The organism is Streptomyces sp. NBC_01451, assembly GCF_036227485.1.
Taxonomy (GTDB): domain Bacteria; phylum Actinomycetota; class Actinomycetes; order Streptomycetales; family Streptomycetaceae; genus Streptomyces.
Genome location: NZ_CP109479.1, coordinates 7033187 through 7049258, shown reverse-complemented (window position 1 = coordinate 7049258; position 16072 = coordinate 7033187). Strand labels below are relative to the sequence as shown.

The following is a 16072-nucleotide window of genomic DNA, read 5'->3' as shown; positions in this document are numbered from 1 at the left end:
TCGAGGTCGAGAAGAAGTCGCGAAGAGGTCGCGAGGAGATCGAGGTCCTGCCGCGCACGGGGCGGGCCTCAGCAGTAGAGGTTGCTGCCCGGGGCGACTCCGAGGATCCCGGTGAACTTCTGGTAGGCGCTCACTCTGCTCTGCACCTGTGCGGGGTTCTTGCCATCGCACTCGAGGGAGCCGTTGATGGCGCGGATGGTCTGGCCGAAGCCCGCCTGGTTCACCATCGCGTTGTGCGGGGTCATCGTGCCGGCGCCCGTCGAGGTGTTCCAGAACCACAGGCCGGTGCGCCAGGCCACGGCGGCGTCGGTCTCGACCAGCCGGGGGTTGTGGAGCAGGTCGATCCCGAGCGCGTCGCCCGCCGCCTTGTAGTTGAAGTTCCAGCTGAGCTGGATGGGACCGCGCCCGTAGTAGGCGGCCTGACCGGCCGGGCAGCCGTACGACTGGCTGAGGTCGCAGTAGTGCGGGTAGTTGGCGGTGTTCTGCTCCACCACATGGACCAGGCCGCCGGTCTCGTGATTGACGTTGGCGAGGAAAGCGGCGGCCTCCTGCTTCCTGACCGTGTCACTGCCGGTCTTCGCGAACCCCGGGTAGGAGCTCAGCGCCTGCACCAGCCCGCTGTAGGTGTAGAAGCTGTTCCGGTTCGGAAACATCTGGTTGAACTGGGCCTCGCTGACCACGAAGCCGGAAGGGGTCGTACCGCCCCCGCTCGCGGGCGCCGTCCACTTCTGGTTGGGGTTGCCGGTGCAGGTCCAGATCTGCAGCCGGGTGGCGTTGGCGGGGTCGTTCCCGCGGACGTCCAGGCACTTGTCGGCCGCGGGGTTGACGATGTCGCGCGCCGCGGTGACCACCCACTGCTGATTGGCGCCGCCCGTGCAGTCCCACAGCTGGACGGACGCGCCGTCGGCCGTGCCGTGTTCGACGACGTCCAGGCACTTGCCGAGTGCGCGGAGGGTGCCGTCGCCCGGGTTCGACCAGAGCTGGGCGCTGGTTCCGTTGCAGTCGTAGATCTGGACGGCGGTCCCGTTGGTGCTGCTCGCCCCGGCGACATCGACACACTTGCCGCCCAGTCCCTTGATCTGGCCATCCGCTGCCGCGGCGGTCGGCGCAGCCATGAACAGTGCGGCGATCAGTGCGACAAGCACCGTGAGGGCTGTAAGCACCGTCGAGGTGCCAGAAGAAGCGCGTCTTTCTGGTAACTGATGGACGAGGGATGTGGGCATGCGAATACCACTCCTTGGTCGGCTCAAGGCCGCGAATGTGTGAGAAACGGGATCTTCCCCGTGGGCGTCGGTGTTCCCTGGCGTGCGTCCGTGCCACTCCCGGGTGAGACGGCGCGAACCGCCGCCTGACCAAGACAACTGCCAGGGTGTCTATAGCTTGTTGACGTTCGCTCCACGGACCGTTGACTTCCGCTCGCCGGGTCTCGCGCGCCACGTGCAGGACATTCCTCGCGCCGAGCTGATGGTCGGTGGAGGGACACCTTCGCCGGGAGGCTGTCGGCTGTCGGCTGAGGCATCCGGTGTCGACGGCGATGGCGATGAGTACGTGCTGCGGGTGGGCCTTGGTCCGCCCGCAGTATCGGCAGCGGCGCATGCCGTGGCCGTGGGCGAACTCTCGGATGGTGCCCTCAATGTCGATGGGGCAGCGCACGGCCTCGGCGGCATCGCGTTCGGGAAGGTCCAGTAGGAACTCTGCAGCACGCTCACCGTGGCCAACTGCGCGGGCGAGAATCCCGGGCCCCGGTCGCGCGGGTGCCAGTCGGCGAAATCCTCGTCCCGCCACAGGCCATCGAGACGGTCACGCACCCACATCACCGTCGTACCAGAGGGGCTGCTGGCCCGCGCCATCCGCACCGTCAATACCGGGACCTCGACACCCGGACGGGGACGGACCGGAATATCGCACTCCTCAGGAATCTCGCGGGCACCACGTACTCGTGAGACTGGCGCACCACCATGATCGCCGGTATCCGAACACCAAGATCCCAGACAGAGCCAAGGTTAGACTTCGGGCATGATCCGCGCGGTTGCCCCGGAAGCCTGGCCCCGTCTGCCGGCTTCGGACGTGCATTCCTGAAGGAGGGCGCTGGTTGAAAGAGCGATTACGGTTCTCGCTGCTGGGACCAGTCAGGGCGTGGCGAGGCCGGGACGAGATCGCGCTCGGCCCGCCCCAGCAGCGGGCGGTGCTGGCCGTGCTGTTGCTGGCCGAAGGCTCGCAGGTGTCGGTGGGCAGGCTCGTCGACGCGGTATGGGGAACCGAAGCACCGGCCTCCGCGCGTGGCATTCTGCGTACCTACGTTCATCGGCTTCGTAAGGCATTGGAGCCCGCCGGGGACACCGCGTCGTCCGTGATCCGTGCCGTGGGGGACGGCTATCAACTCACCTCGCCGGGCGAGCTGGACCTGAGCCTCTTCCGGGAACTGTTCGCACAGGCCGAGCGGTTGCGAGGTGTGAGAGACGCCCAAGGCGCGGCGAAGTGCCTGGGTGATGCGCTCGGCCTGTGGCGGGGAACGGCGTTGGCCGGTGTCCGAGGCGAGTACGCAGACAGCCAGCGGCAGCGGTTGGACGAATTGCGTCTGTCGGCGGAGGCGGCCCGGCGGGCGGTCGAACTCGAACTGGGGGGCCATGAGCAGGCGGCCTCGGAGCTGACCGGTCTGGTCGCCGAGCATCCGCTGGACGAGCGGTTCCGGGAGATGCTGATGCTCGCCCTGTACCGCTCGGGGCGGCAGGCGGCGGCCCTCGCCACCTACCGCGAGGTGCAGACTCTGCTCGCGGGCGAGCTGGGCGTCGATCCCGGGCCGGCGCTTCAGGCGACGTACCAGCGGGTTTTGCAGGCCGACGCCGGGCTCCTCGCTCCGCCGGTCCCGGCCGAGCCCGCCCAGGTGCCCACCTCGGTCCTGGCTGTTCCGGCTCAACTGCCCGACGATCCGGTGGTGTTGGTTGACCGGGACACCTCAAGAGAGGAGACCGGAGGTCCGGATACCCGTACCCGTCGGCTCCGCTGGATGCTGGCCGGCTCCGGCCTGGCGATGGCCCTGCTCGCGTGCATCCCCTACCTCGTAGCGGTCTCGGGCTCGGACTCCGACGAGGGCGGTTCGACAGCGGGCCCTTCCCCCTCCAAGCCTGCTTCAGGCGTGGCAATACAAAGTCACGCCTCCGACAGGTGCATTGACGGCGGCACCCTTGGGGACACGCCGCTGCAGATCCGGGACTGCTCGAGCAGCGACAGACAGTGGTGGCAGATCGTGTCGGAGGACAGGATTATCCGGATCTCGGGCAAGTGCCTGGACGTCGCGGGCGGTTCGACAGAGAACGGCGCGGCCATCCGATTGGCCGACTGCAACGGCAGTGGCTCCCAGAGGTTCCGGCTCAACCCCGCCCACGACCTGGTCAACCTTCAGGCTCACAAATGCGTGGAGGCCACGGACCCGCGCGGGAGCAACCGCACACCGCTCCGGCTCTGGACCTGCACAGGCGCCCAGAACCAGAAGTGGACGGCGGTCATCTGATCCATCGGTCGTTCAGATCACGCGTACCGGGCGCCGTGCACTCGGGGACCCTCCCTCTCTTTGATCCGAACCAGCCGGGAGGCGTCGTTCACCCCTCCGCTCCAGGGACTTTTCAGGGACTTTCGACGCTGTCCGAGGAGCTTCCGAGGGTCTTTCCGCCGCCTGACGAGGCAAGCCTCGAAAGACCGGAAAGGGCCTCCGACGCAGGTCAGAGGACCTTCCGAGGTAAAACCGCAGGTGGCGGCAGACGAGTTGGGCTGTACGCCAGGGAGAATCACCTCACCGCTATGACCTGCACAAACATGCAGGGAGGATGCTTCCGTGGCTACCTTGATGGCTACGCAAGGAGGCGCCCCGCGCCGGAGCGATCCGGACGGACGCTTCGTCGTTCTCGGAGCGGCCGGTTCTGGTGGCCGCCGAGGCCGACGGCATCACCGCCGACATGGTGATCACCGAACTCGACCAGCGCGATGTACCGGTGGTCCGGTTCAACCCCGCCGACATGGGCGAGGACCTCGCAGTCTCGGCTGGCGGCAGCCGCCGGGAGCAGGGGCAGAGATACCTCCAGGGCCCCCGCCCAGGGCGGGACACTCACCGGAATCCGTACCAGAATCTGTACAGAATCAAGCCTCTATATGGGTACGGTGACAGCATGGAGATCCCTGAGGTCGTGACCGTCAGCGACGCGCGCGCGGGACTGTCGCGAATCCTGGCCGACCTGTCGGAGTCCGGCGCGGATGCCGACCCGGTCCTGATCGGCGCCCACCGCAAGCCCCAGGGCGTCCTCCTGTCCGTCGAGGCCTTCGAGGCACTGAGCGGCCGCGCGGCACGACGTGCGGCCGTCGCCTCGGCCACCGGCTCCATCGAGGCCGAGGGGCTCCAGGCCTCCAATGCCTCAGACCGCGACACCGAGGCATACGTGGAGGGCGACCTCGACGCGGACACCCTCGTCGCCCGCGCGATCGCCCGCCACCGACAGACTTCGGAGCGGCGGGCAGGGTGAACGATCCGTACGCCGTGCCCAACGGCGTGCTGCGCAACAAGCTAGGCATCACCGACCATCAGCTGCTCGCGGCAGCGGAGGCGGACATCACCCGGGGGCGCCTCGTCATGCTCGCCGAACGCCCCCTACCCGGCGCGTACGATCTCGGCCATCTCCAGGGGAACTGCAGACCTGGCGCTGGGTCCGCGTGGCGCTCGCCGACCACTGGGACATCGCGGGAGCCGGCTGCGAGAACAGGATCCTGGGAGCTGGAGCCAACAACCCGGCCTTCGTCATGATGACGCTGGACGCCGATGTCGTCGTCCAGGCCGGCTACTACCAGGACGGCATCAGCGCGAGCACCCTCCGGCATCCCGGACGCGTTCCCGAACTCCACGACCACGCCCGCCGCATCGCCTTCGAGTTCGACTGGCTGGAGGACGAACTACGGCGGTGGGCGGAACGCCGGCTCACGCACGTGACCGCAGGGCACACCCCCTAGGACGCCGCCAGGGCGCGGCCCCTGCTTTCACGTTCCCGGCGCCCCGTCGATGCCGTCCCCTCTGAGGTGCGTGGCGAAGAAATCGTCGATCCGTCGCCACGCGTCGACGGCGGACTCCGGGTGCGGCCTGATTCCGGCGACACGCATCAGTGGACGCAGCGCGCGCGGCCCGACCTCGGCGTCGTTCAGGAAGGAGTGCCCGGCCTCCGGATACTCCTTGACGTCGTGGGCGACGCCGAGCCGGTCGAGGGACGCCTCCAGACCGGAGGCCGCGCCCTTCAGCGTACGGTCGCGGGCCCCGTAACTCGCGACGACGGGACAGGAACCGGTGAGCGCCTGCTCGAGATGCCTGGGCAGGCGGCCGTAGTTGACGGCGGCGGCAGCGTAGTCGCCGCCGCCCACGGTGAGGAGGGCGAAGGAACCGCCCATGCAGAAGCCGATGACGCCGATCCGCCCGGTGCAGTCGGGATCCTGGGCGAGGTGGGTGCGGGCAGCCTCGATGTCGTGGAAGGCCCGGCCGCGTCCGGACAGGGCGGCCCGGAAGGTCGGCACCAGGCAGCGTACGGCTCCTCCGTCGGTGAACAGGTCGGGCATGGCAACGAGGTACCCGGCTCTCGCCAGCCGCTCTGTCTGGCGGTGCATCACGTCATTGACGCCCAGCGCCTCATGGATCACGACGACACCGGGCCAGGGGCCCGGCCCGGTGGGCCGGGTGAGATGGCCGGTGAGCCGACGGGAGCCGCCGCGGGCGGCGCTGAGCCCGCTCAGATCAACAGCGGTGGTGGTCGTGACGGACAAAATCTGCTCCAGGGGAGGTCCGGGGGCGGGGGTCGCCGGAGTGAGGACTACGGCGCGATGAAGGGCTGGACGCGCTTGCGGTAGTCCTTGGGCCGGACTTCGTTGTAGTACGTGTTCTTGTCCTCGCCCTCCGAGGTGAAGATGTACACCGGGCACTCGTCGGACTTGGCGTCACCGGTGTACTCGTACAGTTCTTCGCCCGTCCGCGACTCGACCACACTCAACCGGTAGGAAGTGTCGTACGTGCGTATCTTCAGCGGCTTGCCGTCATCGGTCTCCATGGCGCACACCTTGCCGGTGGGGGTCGACTTGGTGCGTTCGACGCAGACGACCAGCTCGGCTTCGGCGGGCTTGTCCGCGTAGCCGAGGATCCAGCCCCTGGGGAAGTCGCCGGAGGGCGGCTCGAACTGTGACCAGCTGTCGCCGGGGTTGTTCATGAGCATCGCCGGATGCACGGTCTTCTTCGTACGGTCGTAGGCGGGCATCCCCGCGTAGCCGAGCCCGTCCGTGCACACACGCTCCAGGTCCAGGGCGGACGTCGGCACGTCCGGCCCCTCGGCTGCCGAACCCGTCGACGGCGACGTGCCGCCACCCCCTCCCGGGCTTCCCGTGAGCGACGAGCATCCGGACAGGACCACAGCCAGAAACCCGGCGGTGACCAGAATCGAAGACCTTGAAGACATTGGGATCCGCCCATCGAAGAAAGAACAGCAGCAGGGCATGTCCCCCTCCCCCGGACATGCCCTGTCCCCCCACCTGCTGAGAAGAGAATGTCGTGCGCCTGCTGCCGGGGGCATGGGGGAAGAGCCCCCATCTAGTTGTGCGTCCCCTGTGACTCGTGGGCACTACGCTGTACGGACTCGAAGAGACATTCGAGGGAGCGGCCGGGACATCCCGGAAGAAGGCGCAGAAGGCGAAGAAGGTGCAGGGGGCCCGGGTGTCGTTGTCGTCACCGGCACTGGTCGGCAGAGGACCGGAGTTGGACCTTCTGACCGAGCTGGGACGGTCGGCGGGTGACGGACGGGGCTCGTCGGTGTTCGTGCTGGGCGAGCCGGGTATCGGCAAGTCGCGCCTCGTGGAGGAGGCCGTGGCCGCAGCCGCGCGCACCGGGTCACGGGTGCTGCGCGGGCGGGCCGCGTCGGCCGGGCGCGCGGTGCCGCTGCGCCCGCTGGCGGAGGCCGTGTTCTCCGGACTGCGCGGTGAAGGGGCGCCGGCGGACGGGGACTTGGGCCCCTACGAGCCGCTGCTGTCACGGCTGTGCGGGCTGGCGCCGCAGGACGGCGCGCCGCTGGTGGGTTACGCCGAGGCGGTGCTGCGGCTCCTGGGCGTCCTCGGACGTACCCATGGCTGCTTACTGGTGCTGGAGGACCTGCACGACGCGGACGCCGACACGCTCACCATCGTCGACTACCTCACGGACAACCTCCCCGGCCAGCGGGCCGCCTTGCTGGCCACCCTGCGCGGTGGGCCCGGACCGGCCCTCGACCTCGCCGAGGCCGCGGTATCCCGCCGTGCGGCCCGCACACTGCGCCTGGCGCGCCTCGGGCCCGCCCACACGGCGGAACTGGCCGCCCGCTGTCTGGGCCACGACGACGCCGACAAGGTACCGGCGGCCGTACTGGACCGCCTGCACGCCGTCTCCGAGGGCGTCCCCTTCGTCGTTGAGGAACTGCTGCGAGCCATGGTCGACAGCGGCAACCTCGTCCGGACGCGGAACGACGGCTGGACGGTGACCGGCGCGCTGAACGCCGGCGTCCCCACGACGGTCGCCGCCGCCGTCCTCCAGCGCGTCGACCACCTGGAACCGCCCGGGATCGCGCTCCTGGAGGCGGCGGCGGTCCTGGGCAGGCGGTTCCCCGTGGACGTGGCCGCCCGTGTCGCCGAGCTCGACCGGATGACGGCGCTCCGCCAGCTGAGACATGCGGCACGGGCCCACCTGGTCACCGACGGCGCCACCGCGGAGCAGCCCGGCTGGCACTCCTTCCGGCACGCCCTGACCGCCGACGCCATCGCCCACCGGCTGCTGCCCGCTGAGCGGGCGGCGCTCTGTCTCGCCGCCGCCGACGCCATCGAGGCCGCCGACGCGGCGGTGCCGGAGCCGATGGCTCCCCGCCCCGACCGGAGTGGGGAGCCGCGAGGTCTGCTCGGCGGCGGCTCGGGCGACGACCTGTACCGCCTGGCCGCGGAGCTGTGCGTCGCCGGCGGGCAGCCGGCCCGGGCAGCCGCGCTGCTCACCCGGGCCAGTCGGCAGGCGGTCCTACGGGGCGCGCTGCTGACCGCGGTGGAACTCCTCGACCGGGGCCTGGAACTGACCGCCGATGCCACGGACACACCGCCCGAGACAGTGGCCCGGCTGTTGGAGGAACTGCTGGGGACACTCGTTCTGACGGGCGACGTCCAGCGCGTCCCGGAGCTCGGCGATCGGCTGGACCATGTCCTGATCGCGTGGGGCGCGCCCGCCGCCCGGCGCGCCGCGGGCTTCCTGACCCGGGCCCGGGCCGCGGCCACCGCACAGCAGTGGGAGGAAGGCCTGACCGCCGTGCGCCGGTCACGGGAACTGCTCGGCGCCGAGCCCGACGCGGCGTCCCGGGCCGCCCTGGACGCCGTGGCGGCGCACCTGGTGCTCGGCTCACAGCGCCCCGACCGGCTGGAGAGCGCCCAGGTCCTGGCCGAAGGGGCCCTGGCCGCTGCCGAGGCGGGCGGGCTGCCGGAGGTGAGCTGCAAGGCGCTGAACATCCTCGGGTACTGCCTGCGGCCCCACGACCTGGCCGAGGCGGAGAAGGCGTTCGATCGTCTGGTGTCCACGGCCGAGACCCATGCCCTGCCGGTCTGGCGGATACGAGGCCTGCTGGAACTCGGTGCGCTGGACCGGATCCGGTTCACCGGTACCGACCGGCTGCTGGCAGCACGGAAGGCGGCCGAGGAGACCGGTGCCGTGCTCCTGACGGCCGTGGCCGACACGCATCTGGCACAGGCTCATGTGCTGCGCGACGACCTGGACGGGGCCCTGGAGCACGCCGGGCGACTCCACACGACGGCCGGCAGGCTGCGGCTGCGCGAGGTGCAGCTGATCGGTGTCGCGATGGACGCCGTCATCGCCGCCTCCCGAGGCGAACGGGAGAAACTCGAGGCCGCGCTGCACGTTCTGGAGACCGCGTTGGCCGGGGGGAGCGGCGGAGCGGTCTGGGGCTACGCCGACACCTCGGTGTGGGGCTGGGCCCGGGGCGTGTGTTCCCTGCTGCTGGAGGAACCCGACCGTGCCATGGCCGAGTTCACCGAGGCGGACCGGACCATGCGGGTACTGCCCAGCACCCGCGGGGTCATCGGTTTCCTCGGCCCGTACCTGCTCCTGCGCACCGTACGGGGCGCGGCCGGCTGGGCGGAGCTGGACGGCGCGGTCGCCGACCGGCTCACCCAGGTCCACTGGGACCGGCCCTTCGTGGGATGGTCCCGGGCCGTGCTGCTGGGCCGCGAAGGCCAGGCCGCCGAGGCCGCCAAGGCGGCCGAGGAAGCCCTGGCCGGTACCGACACCATTCCCATGGCCCGTCACCTGTGTCTGCGCCTGGGTGCCGAGGCGGCGCTCACCGCCGACTGGGGGCACCCTGTCGAGTGGCTGCGCACCGCCGAGCAGTTCTTCCACGACCGGGGCACGACACGGATGTCGGCGGCCTGCCGCGCCCTGTTGCGGGAAGCGGGCTCTCCCGTGCCCCGGCGGCGCCAGGGCCATGACACGATTCCGCCGGAGCTGCGGCGTACGGGGGTGACCGCCCGGGAGTACGAGGTGCTGCGCCTGCTCGGCCGGGGGCTCGGCAACCAGGAGATCGCCCAGCAGCTGTTCCTCTCGCCCCGCACCGTCGAAAAGCACCTGGCGAGTCTCCGCGACCGCACCGGCCAGAGCAGCCGGACCGCCCTGCGCGGCCTGGCCCGCCGGTACGCGGACGGGCGATGACTCCGGCGCGCCCGGCGCCGCGGCAGCGAGGGTCGCTCCCTCCAGCGTGGCGCGCGACGCCGGCACCTGACGTGGGCTGACCGCTGACCGCACGGGATCATTCCGGCACATGCCCGCATTGGTCTCGCGCATATCCCTGGGCTGGTCCCGTGCGGCGTTTCCTCACGCCTCGCAGAGACTCTTGGTGTCCCCGGTGTCGGCGGTGCAGGTGTCGGTGTTGGCGCCCCCGTCGACACTGTCGTTGCCCAGGATGTTGTCCACGCCGTTCAGGGTGTCGTTCCCGGGACCGCCGACCAGGGTGTCCGCGCCGGTCCGGCCGCTGCTGGACGGGACGAGGTCCCCGGTCAGGCTGTCGTTGCCCGCCCCGCCGACCAGCCGGTCGTTGCCCCCGTAGCCGAGCATGGTGTCGTTCGACGCACTTCCGGTGATCGTGTCGTTGAACTCGCTGCCGTAGATGATCTCCACGTCGGTGAGGACGTTGTCGCCCTCGCCGCCGGCACCGTCGTCGGCGGAGTTGTCGATGTCGACGACCACCCCTGAGCCGCTCTCGAAGTAGCTGGCGATGTCGGAGGTACCGCCCCCGCCGCTGAGCGTGTCGGCGCCGGCGCCACCGATGAGGAGGTCGAAGGTGGGGCCACCGTTGAGAGTGTCGTTGCCCGCCCCGCCGTTGAGAATGTTGCTGCCAGGGCTGGGACCGCCGCCGATGATGTCGTTGCCCGACTCGCCCTTCAGGTTGCCCCGGACATTGCCGGTCTTGGTGATCCGGTCGTTCAGGTCCCCCGCGTTCACCACCACTGTGGCGAAGCTGCCGACCTGGCAGGCCACCGATCCGTTGATCTGAGCCGAGCAGCCGACGCCTGCCGTGAGGGTGGCGGCGGTGTCCTGAATGACGACGAAACTTCCCGACAGGGAGACCGTGATGTTGTTCGCGACGCCCGACCCCGCGTTGACGATCACATCACCCCCACTCACAGACACCCCTGTGGCCGCGCTCGCGGGCCCCGCGGTCAAGGTCACCGCGGAACCCGCCATCACGGCGACCATCAGAACCCGGAGTAACGCTTTTCTGCCCATCGACTTCCCCTCGGTTGCGCACGCGTGGTGACGTCGTGCTGAAACGTGGTCACCAATGTGCCCGCCGCCCACACCGGACGCATGAGGGAAAGTCCCCCAATTACCTCGTGGCCCTCACCGCGCAGCCGGATGCCGGAACGGCGGGCCGCACGGGGCGTCCCTCACGCATCTGGCGTCGCAGCAGCTCGCGCAGACGTCCGCCCCGCTACGCCGGATCCGGAGATCCCCCCGGATCCGCTCGCCGACCGCCATGGACGGTCCCGAGCCGCTCCCGTGCCTCTTCCTCGATCCGGGCTGTGGCCACTGGCTACGTGCGAATCGTGACCATCGTGAGGCCTCAGCAATCAGGACGAGTGCCCGCGGTGGCCGCGTGAGTGGCTACCTTCGTGGCTACCTTGTTGGCTACGTTCACAGCCGCGTGTACCGGCCTGAACCGGCACGGACCGGGGCCCGGTGAAGCCCTTCGACTTACGGAAAAAGAGCCTACGACCAGCGATTTCCCTGGTCATAGGCTCTTGGCGGCAGACGAGTCGGGCTGTACGCCGGGTTCTGTCGCCCGACCGCCTCGCGGCGGCCGGGGAGACGGCCATCCATCTAGGGCCGGCGTTGCCGCCGGCCTCGTGCGGTCTACCCGAGGACTCGGGCGGGCAGCCCTCGAACGTCCTCGCAGAACCGCCTGTTGCAGCGGCTCCTTTTGACCTTGCTCCGGGTGGGGTTTACCTAGCTGCCCAGGTCGCCCTGGGCACTGGTGGTCTCTTACACCACCGTTTCACCCTTACCGGAGATCGAAATCCCCGGCGGTCTGTTTTCTGTGGCACTGTCCCGCGGGTCACCCCGGGTGGCCGTTAGCCATCACCCTGCCCTGTGGAGCCCGGACGTTCCTCGGGGAGCGCCCCCGAAGGGGAGTCCACGCGGCCGTCCGCCCGGCTCGTCTGCCGTGTCGACCATGCTACCGGGCGTCCGCCCCGACGCGGTCCAGTCGCCGTCGCCAGGACGGATCCCGCGAGGATCAGCGCGAAGGCGGCGAGGATGCCGACCGTGAGCGGCTCGTCCAGGAAGACGGCGCCCGCCGCCACCGCGACCGCCGGATTGACGTACGTGAACACCGTGGCGCGGGTCGGGCCGACCTCCTTGATCAGCTCCAGGAAGGCCACGAAGGCGAGGGCCGTGCAGACCACGCCCAGGACGGCCAGGGCTGCCAGCACCTCCCCGGACGGAAGCGCGGCCGGACGGGTCACCACCGCCGCCGGGGCGTACACCAGAGCCGCCAACGCCAGGCACGGCGCCGTGAGGTGGAGCGACGGGACGTCCTTCAGATGGCGCGCCGCGATCAGCGGGGCCGTGGCGTAGCCGACGACCGTCAGCAGTACCTCGGCCAGGGAGCGCGCGTCGCCGCCGGTCAGGTGCGGGACCGTCAGGACGGCGACGCCCGCGAGGCCCAGGGTCAGGCCCGTGAGCCGCCGGACGCCCAGCTTCTCCGTACTGCCGAAGAAGCGGGCCAGCGCGACCCCGACTATCGGCACCCCCGCGATCAGCAGGCCGGCCGTGGAGCTGGAGAGGTGGCGTTCGGCGTCCGTCAGGGTCCACCACGGGCCGATGATCTCGATGACCGCGAAGGCCAGCATCGGGCGCCAGTGGGTGCGGATCGTGCGCGGCAGGCCGCCCTGGCGGATCGCGAAGGGGAGGAGGATCGCCGCGCCCAGCACGCAGCGCGTGAACACCACCGCCGACGGGGACAGGTCCGCCTCCACCGCCACCTTGATCAGCAGATACGGGATGCCCCAGACCACTCCCATCAGGGAGAACAACAACCAGCCGCGTGCAGTCATACGGGCGAGTGTCGGCCGCTTCCCCTACCTCCGTCTTGAACGCTGTTGCGGTACGCCGCCGGGGTCACGCCCAGTACGCGCCGGAACCAGCGGGTCAGGTGTGCCTGGTCGGCGAAGCCGACGAGCGACGCGACTTCGGCGGGGCGCAGACCGGTCTCCAGCAGGGCCCTGGCCCGGGTCACCCGGTGCTGGGCCAGCCAGGCGTACGGGGGTATTCCGACTGTCGTACGGAAGGCGCGCAGGAGTTGGTAGCGGGACAGGCCCAGGTCGGTGGCGAGGTCGGCGAGGGAGGGCGGGGTGGTCAGTTCGTCGGCCAGGCGGGTGCGTACCGCGTGGGCTATCCGGTCCGCGCCGGGGATCCGATCGTCCGTCGGGCGGGCCGTGGAGTGGCGGTGGGCCAGTGCCGTGAGCAGCCAGGGGAGACGGGACTCGGCTTCCAGGGGGTCCGGGCAGATGCTCAGGTCGGTGTGGGCGGCGCGGAAGGCGGCGGCCAGTTCGGGGTCGTCGAGCAGCGGCTCGCGGAAGTGGGGGAAGCCGCCGGTGGTGCCGTCCGTGAGGAGGGAGGTGTCGGCGTAGAGGGCTCGGTAGGCGTATCCGTCGGCGGTGTCCGGGCCGCCGGTGTGCATCTCTCCGGGGTCCAGTACGACGATCGAGCCCGGCCTGGGGCGGATTCGGCCGCCCCGGTAGTCGATGACCTCGGAGCCGCCCACGCACAGCCCGACCGTGAACTCGTCGTGGGCGTGCGGGGCGTAGACGTGCCGGTCGAAGCGGGCGGTGAGCAGGTCCAGGGCGGGGCCGCAGCGGCCGAGTCTCGCTCTGGTCCAGAGTGCCTGTTCCCGTGTGCCCCTGCCTGCGTTCACGGTTCCACGGTACTTCGCGGGTGTCGGAGGAGGTCTGTCGTGTCGCGGCGACCGTCACGCGGGAGCGAACCGCACCCCCGCCACCCCCAGCTCGGCCCGCGTGAGCCGAACCCGCAACCGCTCCCCCAGTGGCAGCGGAGTCCCGGGGGCCTCAAGCCGCGCGACCACCGCCGGGGACTCCAACTGGACTGATCCGACCGTGGGTCTGTGTTCCTCCACGTCCACCACGAACCCCTCGAAGACCTCTCCCACCCGGTCCTTGAGGAGTGCCGCCTCGACGATGTCCACGCAGCCGCGTTCCACGGCGCCCGCTCGCCGCCCGCCCTCGGTCATCTCCTTGGGGAGGGCGTCCAGGGCTGCCGACACCCAGTCGGGCGGGGGCTGTTCGGCGACGGCGGCGAGGCAGATCTCCGAGGCGTAGCGGTCGACGAGGCGGCGCAGGGGGGCCGTGCAGTGGGCGTAGGGGGCGGCTACGGCGGCGTGGGTGGTGAGCGGGGGGAGGTTGCCGTCGCGGAAGATCGTGTAGCCGGCGCCCCGCAGCAGTGTCGTGCATTCCTGGAGGAAGGCCGCGTGGTGGGGGCGGTGCGGGTCCAGGGAGCGGATCAGGGCAGCGTAGGAGACGTGGTGCGGCCAGTCGATGTGCAGGGCTTGCGCGGTGCGGCGCAGGCGGCCGACGGCGCCGTCCGGTGCGGCGGGGAGGGTGCGGAGTACTCCCGTGCCGTGCGTGAGCATCAGCTCTGCCGCCGCCATGCCCGTGAGGAGGGAGATCTGGGCGTTCCAGCCTTCGGCGGGCAGGGGTGCGCGGTAGGTGAGTGAGTACGTGCGAGCGTCCTCGTCCTCGACTATCTCCTGCTCCGGGACGTTCAGGGAGATTCCGCCGCGTTCGGCTTCCAGGCGTTCCCGCGCCTCGCCGATGTCCTTGAGGAGGGCCAGGGGTTCCTCCGCCGTCCCGGCGTCGAGTTGTCGCTGTACGCCCTCGTAGTCGAGTTTGGCGCGGCTGCGGACGAGGGCGCGGTGGACGTCCACGGCGACGGTACGGCCGTCCGCGTCGAGGTCGATCGTCCAGAGCGCGGCCGGGCGGGTCCGGTCGGGGAGGAGGCTGGCGGCGTCCTCGCTGAGTACCGGCGGGTGGAGCGGGGTCTTCTCGTCCGGGAAGTAGAGGGTGGTGACGCGGCGGTGCGTCTCCTTGTCCAGCGCCCCGCCCGGTACGACGAATGCCGCGACGTCCGCGATGGCGTACCGGACGCGGAAGCCGCCGCCGGGGCGGCGGGACAGGTGCATCGCCTGGTCGAGGTCCGTGGACGTGGGCGGATCGATCGTGAGGAACGGGATGTCCGTCGCGTCGACGGGCGGCGGAGCCGGTGTTTTCGCCGCCCGCTCCGCCCCGGCCCGCGCTTCGGCCAGTACCTCGGGCGGGAAGCTGTCGGGGACGCCCAGTTCGGTGCGGAGTGCAGTGAGGGCGGCCCGGAGGGGGGCTTCGGGAGCGCCGGTCACGCTCATGTGGCGGCGGGGCATGGAACGAGCGTAGGCACAATCGGGACGACCCGCCTCACCACGTAATCTGACGCGGGTCGGCGCCGTGTACCCGCGTACCCGTTTGGAGAACCCACCGTGCTTGTCCTGTTGCCCCCCTCCGAAGGCAAGGCCGCTTCGGGGCGCGGTGCCCCGTTGAAGCTGGAGTCGCTGTCCCTGCCGGGGCTCACGGCTGCCCGCGAGGCAGTACTCGGGGAGCTCGTCGAGTTGTGTGCCGGTGACGAGGAGAAGGCGCGTGAGGTGCTGGGGCTGAGCGAGGGGCTGCGGGGCGAGGTCGCCAAGAACGTCGACCTGCTTACCGCCGGAGCGCGGCCCGCCGGGCAGGTCTACACGGGGGTGCTGTACGACGCCCTCGACCTGGCATCTCTCGACGCCGCCGCGAAGAAGCGGGCCGCGCGGTCGTTGCTCGTCTTCTCGGGGTTGTGGGGTGCCGTACGGGTCACGGATCGCATTCCCTCGTACCGGTGCTCGATGGGTGTGAGACTGCCCGGCCTCGGTGCGCTGGGCGCGCACTGGCGTGCGCCGATGGCCGCCGTCCTGCCGGAGGTGGCCGGTGACGGGCTCGTCCTCGATCTGCGGTCCGCCGCCTACGCGGCGGCCTGGAAGCCGAAGGGGGAGGTTGCCGGGCGGACGGCGACCGTGCGGGTGCTGCACGCGCCGACCCGGAAGGTGGTCAGCCACTTCAACAAGGCGACGAAGGGGCGGATCGTACGGAGTCTGGTGAGCGCGGGTGCGATGCCCTCCGGGCCGGGGGAGCTGGTGGAGGCGTTGCGGGATCTCGGGTATGCGGTGGAGGGGGAGGCTCCGCCGAGGGGGGCGGGGACGGCGTGGGCGTTGGATGTGCTGGTGGACGAGATCCACTGAGCAGTTCGGTGTGGGCGGGGCGGGGCGCTTCGCGGGGTGGGCATTTCGGGTTGTTCGGCGGCTGCTGCGCCGTCGTGGCTCGTCGCGCAGTTCGCCGCGCCCCTACGTACGCGCACGCACCCTGTTGCGACATGTGCAACGCTCGTTGCGTGCGTTGTGGACCGGGGGCA

At 70.6% G+C, this 16072-nt stretch carries 12 protein-coding genes, 1 other RNA gene and 1 pseudogene; 6 read left to right on the top strand and 8 right to left on the bottom strand.

Features of this window, described 5'->3' with window-relative positions:
• Positions 1-68: 68 nt before the first annotated feature.
• The gene (locus tag OG595_RS30950; RefSeq protein ID WP_329283369.1) at positions 69-1115 is read right to left on the bottom strand and encodes a glycoside hydrolase family 19 protein; all 1047 of its coding nucleotides are present in this window, start codon (positions 1113-1115) and stop codon (positions 69-71) included.
• Between the two features lie 265 nt (positions 1116-1380).
• Here OG595_RS30950 and OG595_RS30945 point away from each other — a divergent pair, with 265 nt between their 5' ends.
• The 4 genes from OG595_RS30945 (at position 1381) to OG595_RS30930 (ending at position 4995) form a co-directional block, all read left to right on the top strand.
• Positions 1381-1689: a hypothetical protein gene (locus tag OG595_RS30945; RefSeq protein ID WP_329277675.1), complete on the top strand. Its 309-nt coding sequence runs from the start codon at positions 1381-1383 to the stop codon at positions 1687-1689.
• A gap of 403 nt (positions 1690-2092) precedes the next feature.
• Complete coding sequence (locus OG595_RS30940) at positions 2093-3511, top strand: BTAD domain-containing putative transcriptional regulator (protein WP_329277673.1); 1419 nt, start codon at positions 2093-2095, stop codon at positions 3509-3511.
• A 409-nt stretch (positions 3512-3920) separates the two neighbouring features.
• Positions 3921-4514, top strand: coding sequence for a hypothetical protein (locus tag OG595_RS30935; protein ID WP_443073198.1), 594 nt, complete (start codon positions 3921-3923; stop codon positions 4512-4514).
• Positions 4515-4701: 187 nt separating this feature from the next.
• Positions 4702-4995: a hypothetical protein gene (locus OG595_RS30930; protein ID WP_329277671.1), complete on the top strand. Its 294-nt coding sequence runs from the start codon at positions 4702-4704 to the stop codon at positions 4993-4995.
• A gap of 27 nt (positions 4996-5022) precedes the next feature.
• On the opposite strand, the gene OG595_RS30925 is transcribed toward OG595_RS30930, so the two are convergent.
• The gene (locus OG595_RS30925) at positions 5023-5793 is read right to left on the bottom strand and encodes a dienelactone hydrolase family protein (RefSeq protein ID WP_329277669.1); all 771 of its coding nucleotides are present in this window, start codon (positions 5791-5793) and stop codon (positions 5023-5025) included.
• 47 nt (positions 5794-5840) lie between these two features.
• On the bottom strand, positions 5841-6338 hold the full coding sequence (locus OG595_RS30920; RefSeq protein WP_329277667.1) for a hypothetical protein: 498 nt from the start codon (positions 6336-6338) through the stop codon (positions 5841-5843).
• Between the two features lie 293 nt (positions 6339-6631).
• Here OG595_RS30920 and OG595_RS30915 point away from each other — a divergent pair, with 293 nt between their 5' ends.
• The gene (locus tag OG595_RS30915) at positions 6632-9742 is read left to right on the top strand and encodes a helix-turn-helix transcriptional regulator (protein ID WP_329277665.1); all 3111 of its coding nucleotides are present in this window, start codon (positions 6632-6634) and stop codon (positions 9740-9742) included.
• A gap of 162 nt (positions 9743-9904) precedes the next feature.
• Here the strand turns inward: OG595_RS30915 and OG595_RS30910 are convergent, their stop codons facing one another.
• From OG595_RS30910 to OG595_RS30890, 5 genes and pseudogenes are all read right to left on the bottom strand, one after another.
• Entirely contained in the window at positions 9905-10714 is an 810-nt protein-coding gene (locus tag OG595_RS30910; protein WP_329277663.1) for a calcium-binding protein, read from the bottom strand.
• Positions 10715-11338: 624 nt separating this feature from the next.
• Positions 11339-11747, bottom strand: an RNA gene (gene rnpB, locus OG595_RS30905) — RNase P RNA component class A.
• 115 nt (positions 11748-11862) lie between these two features.
• Positions 11863-12645: pseudogene (locus OG595_RS45435) on the bottom strand (DMT family transporter); the annotation flags it as partial.
• A complete protein-coding gene (locus OG595_RS30895; RefSeq protein ID WP_329277659.1) occupies positions 12642-13505 on the bottom strand; it encodes an AraC family transcriptional regulator in 864 nt (287 codons plus the stop codon). The pseudogene OG595_RS45435 and the gene OG595_RS30895, both read right to left, overlap by 4 nt.
• Before the next feature lie 54 nt (positions 13506-13559).
• Complete coding sequence (locus OG595_RS30890; protein ID WP_329277657.1) at positions 13560-15020, bottom strand: RNB domain-containing ribonuclease; 1461 nt, start codon at positions 15018-15020, stop codon at positions 13560-13562.
• Positions 15021-15116: 96 nt separating this feature from the next.
• Between OG595_RS30890 and yaaA the strand changes: the two genes are divergently transcribed.
• Complete coding sequence (gene yaaA, locus OG595_RS30885) at positions 15117-15902, top strand: peroxide stress protein YaaA (protein WP_329277655.1); 786 nt, start codon at positions 15117-15119, stop codon at positions 15900-15902.
• Positions 15903-16072: the final 170 nt, after the last annotated feature.

Bases quoted from the DNA above. Each gene is read 5' to 3' on its own strand.
- OG595_RS30950 (WP_329283369.1), bottom strand. From the start codon at position 1,115: ATGGCTGCGCCGACCGCCGCGGCAGCGGATGGCCAGATCAAGGGACTG.
- OG595_RS30890 (WP_329277657.1), bottom strand. From the start codon at position 15,020: ATGCCCCGCCGCCACATGAGCGTGACCGGCGCTCCCGAAGCCCCCCTC.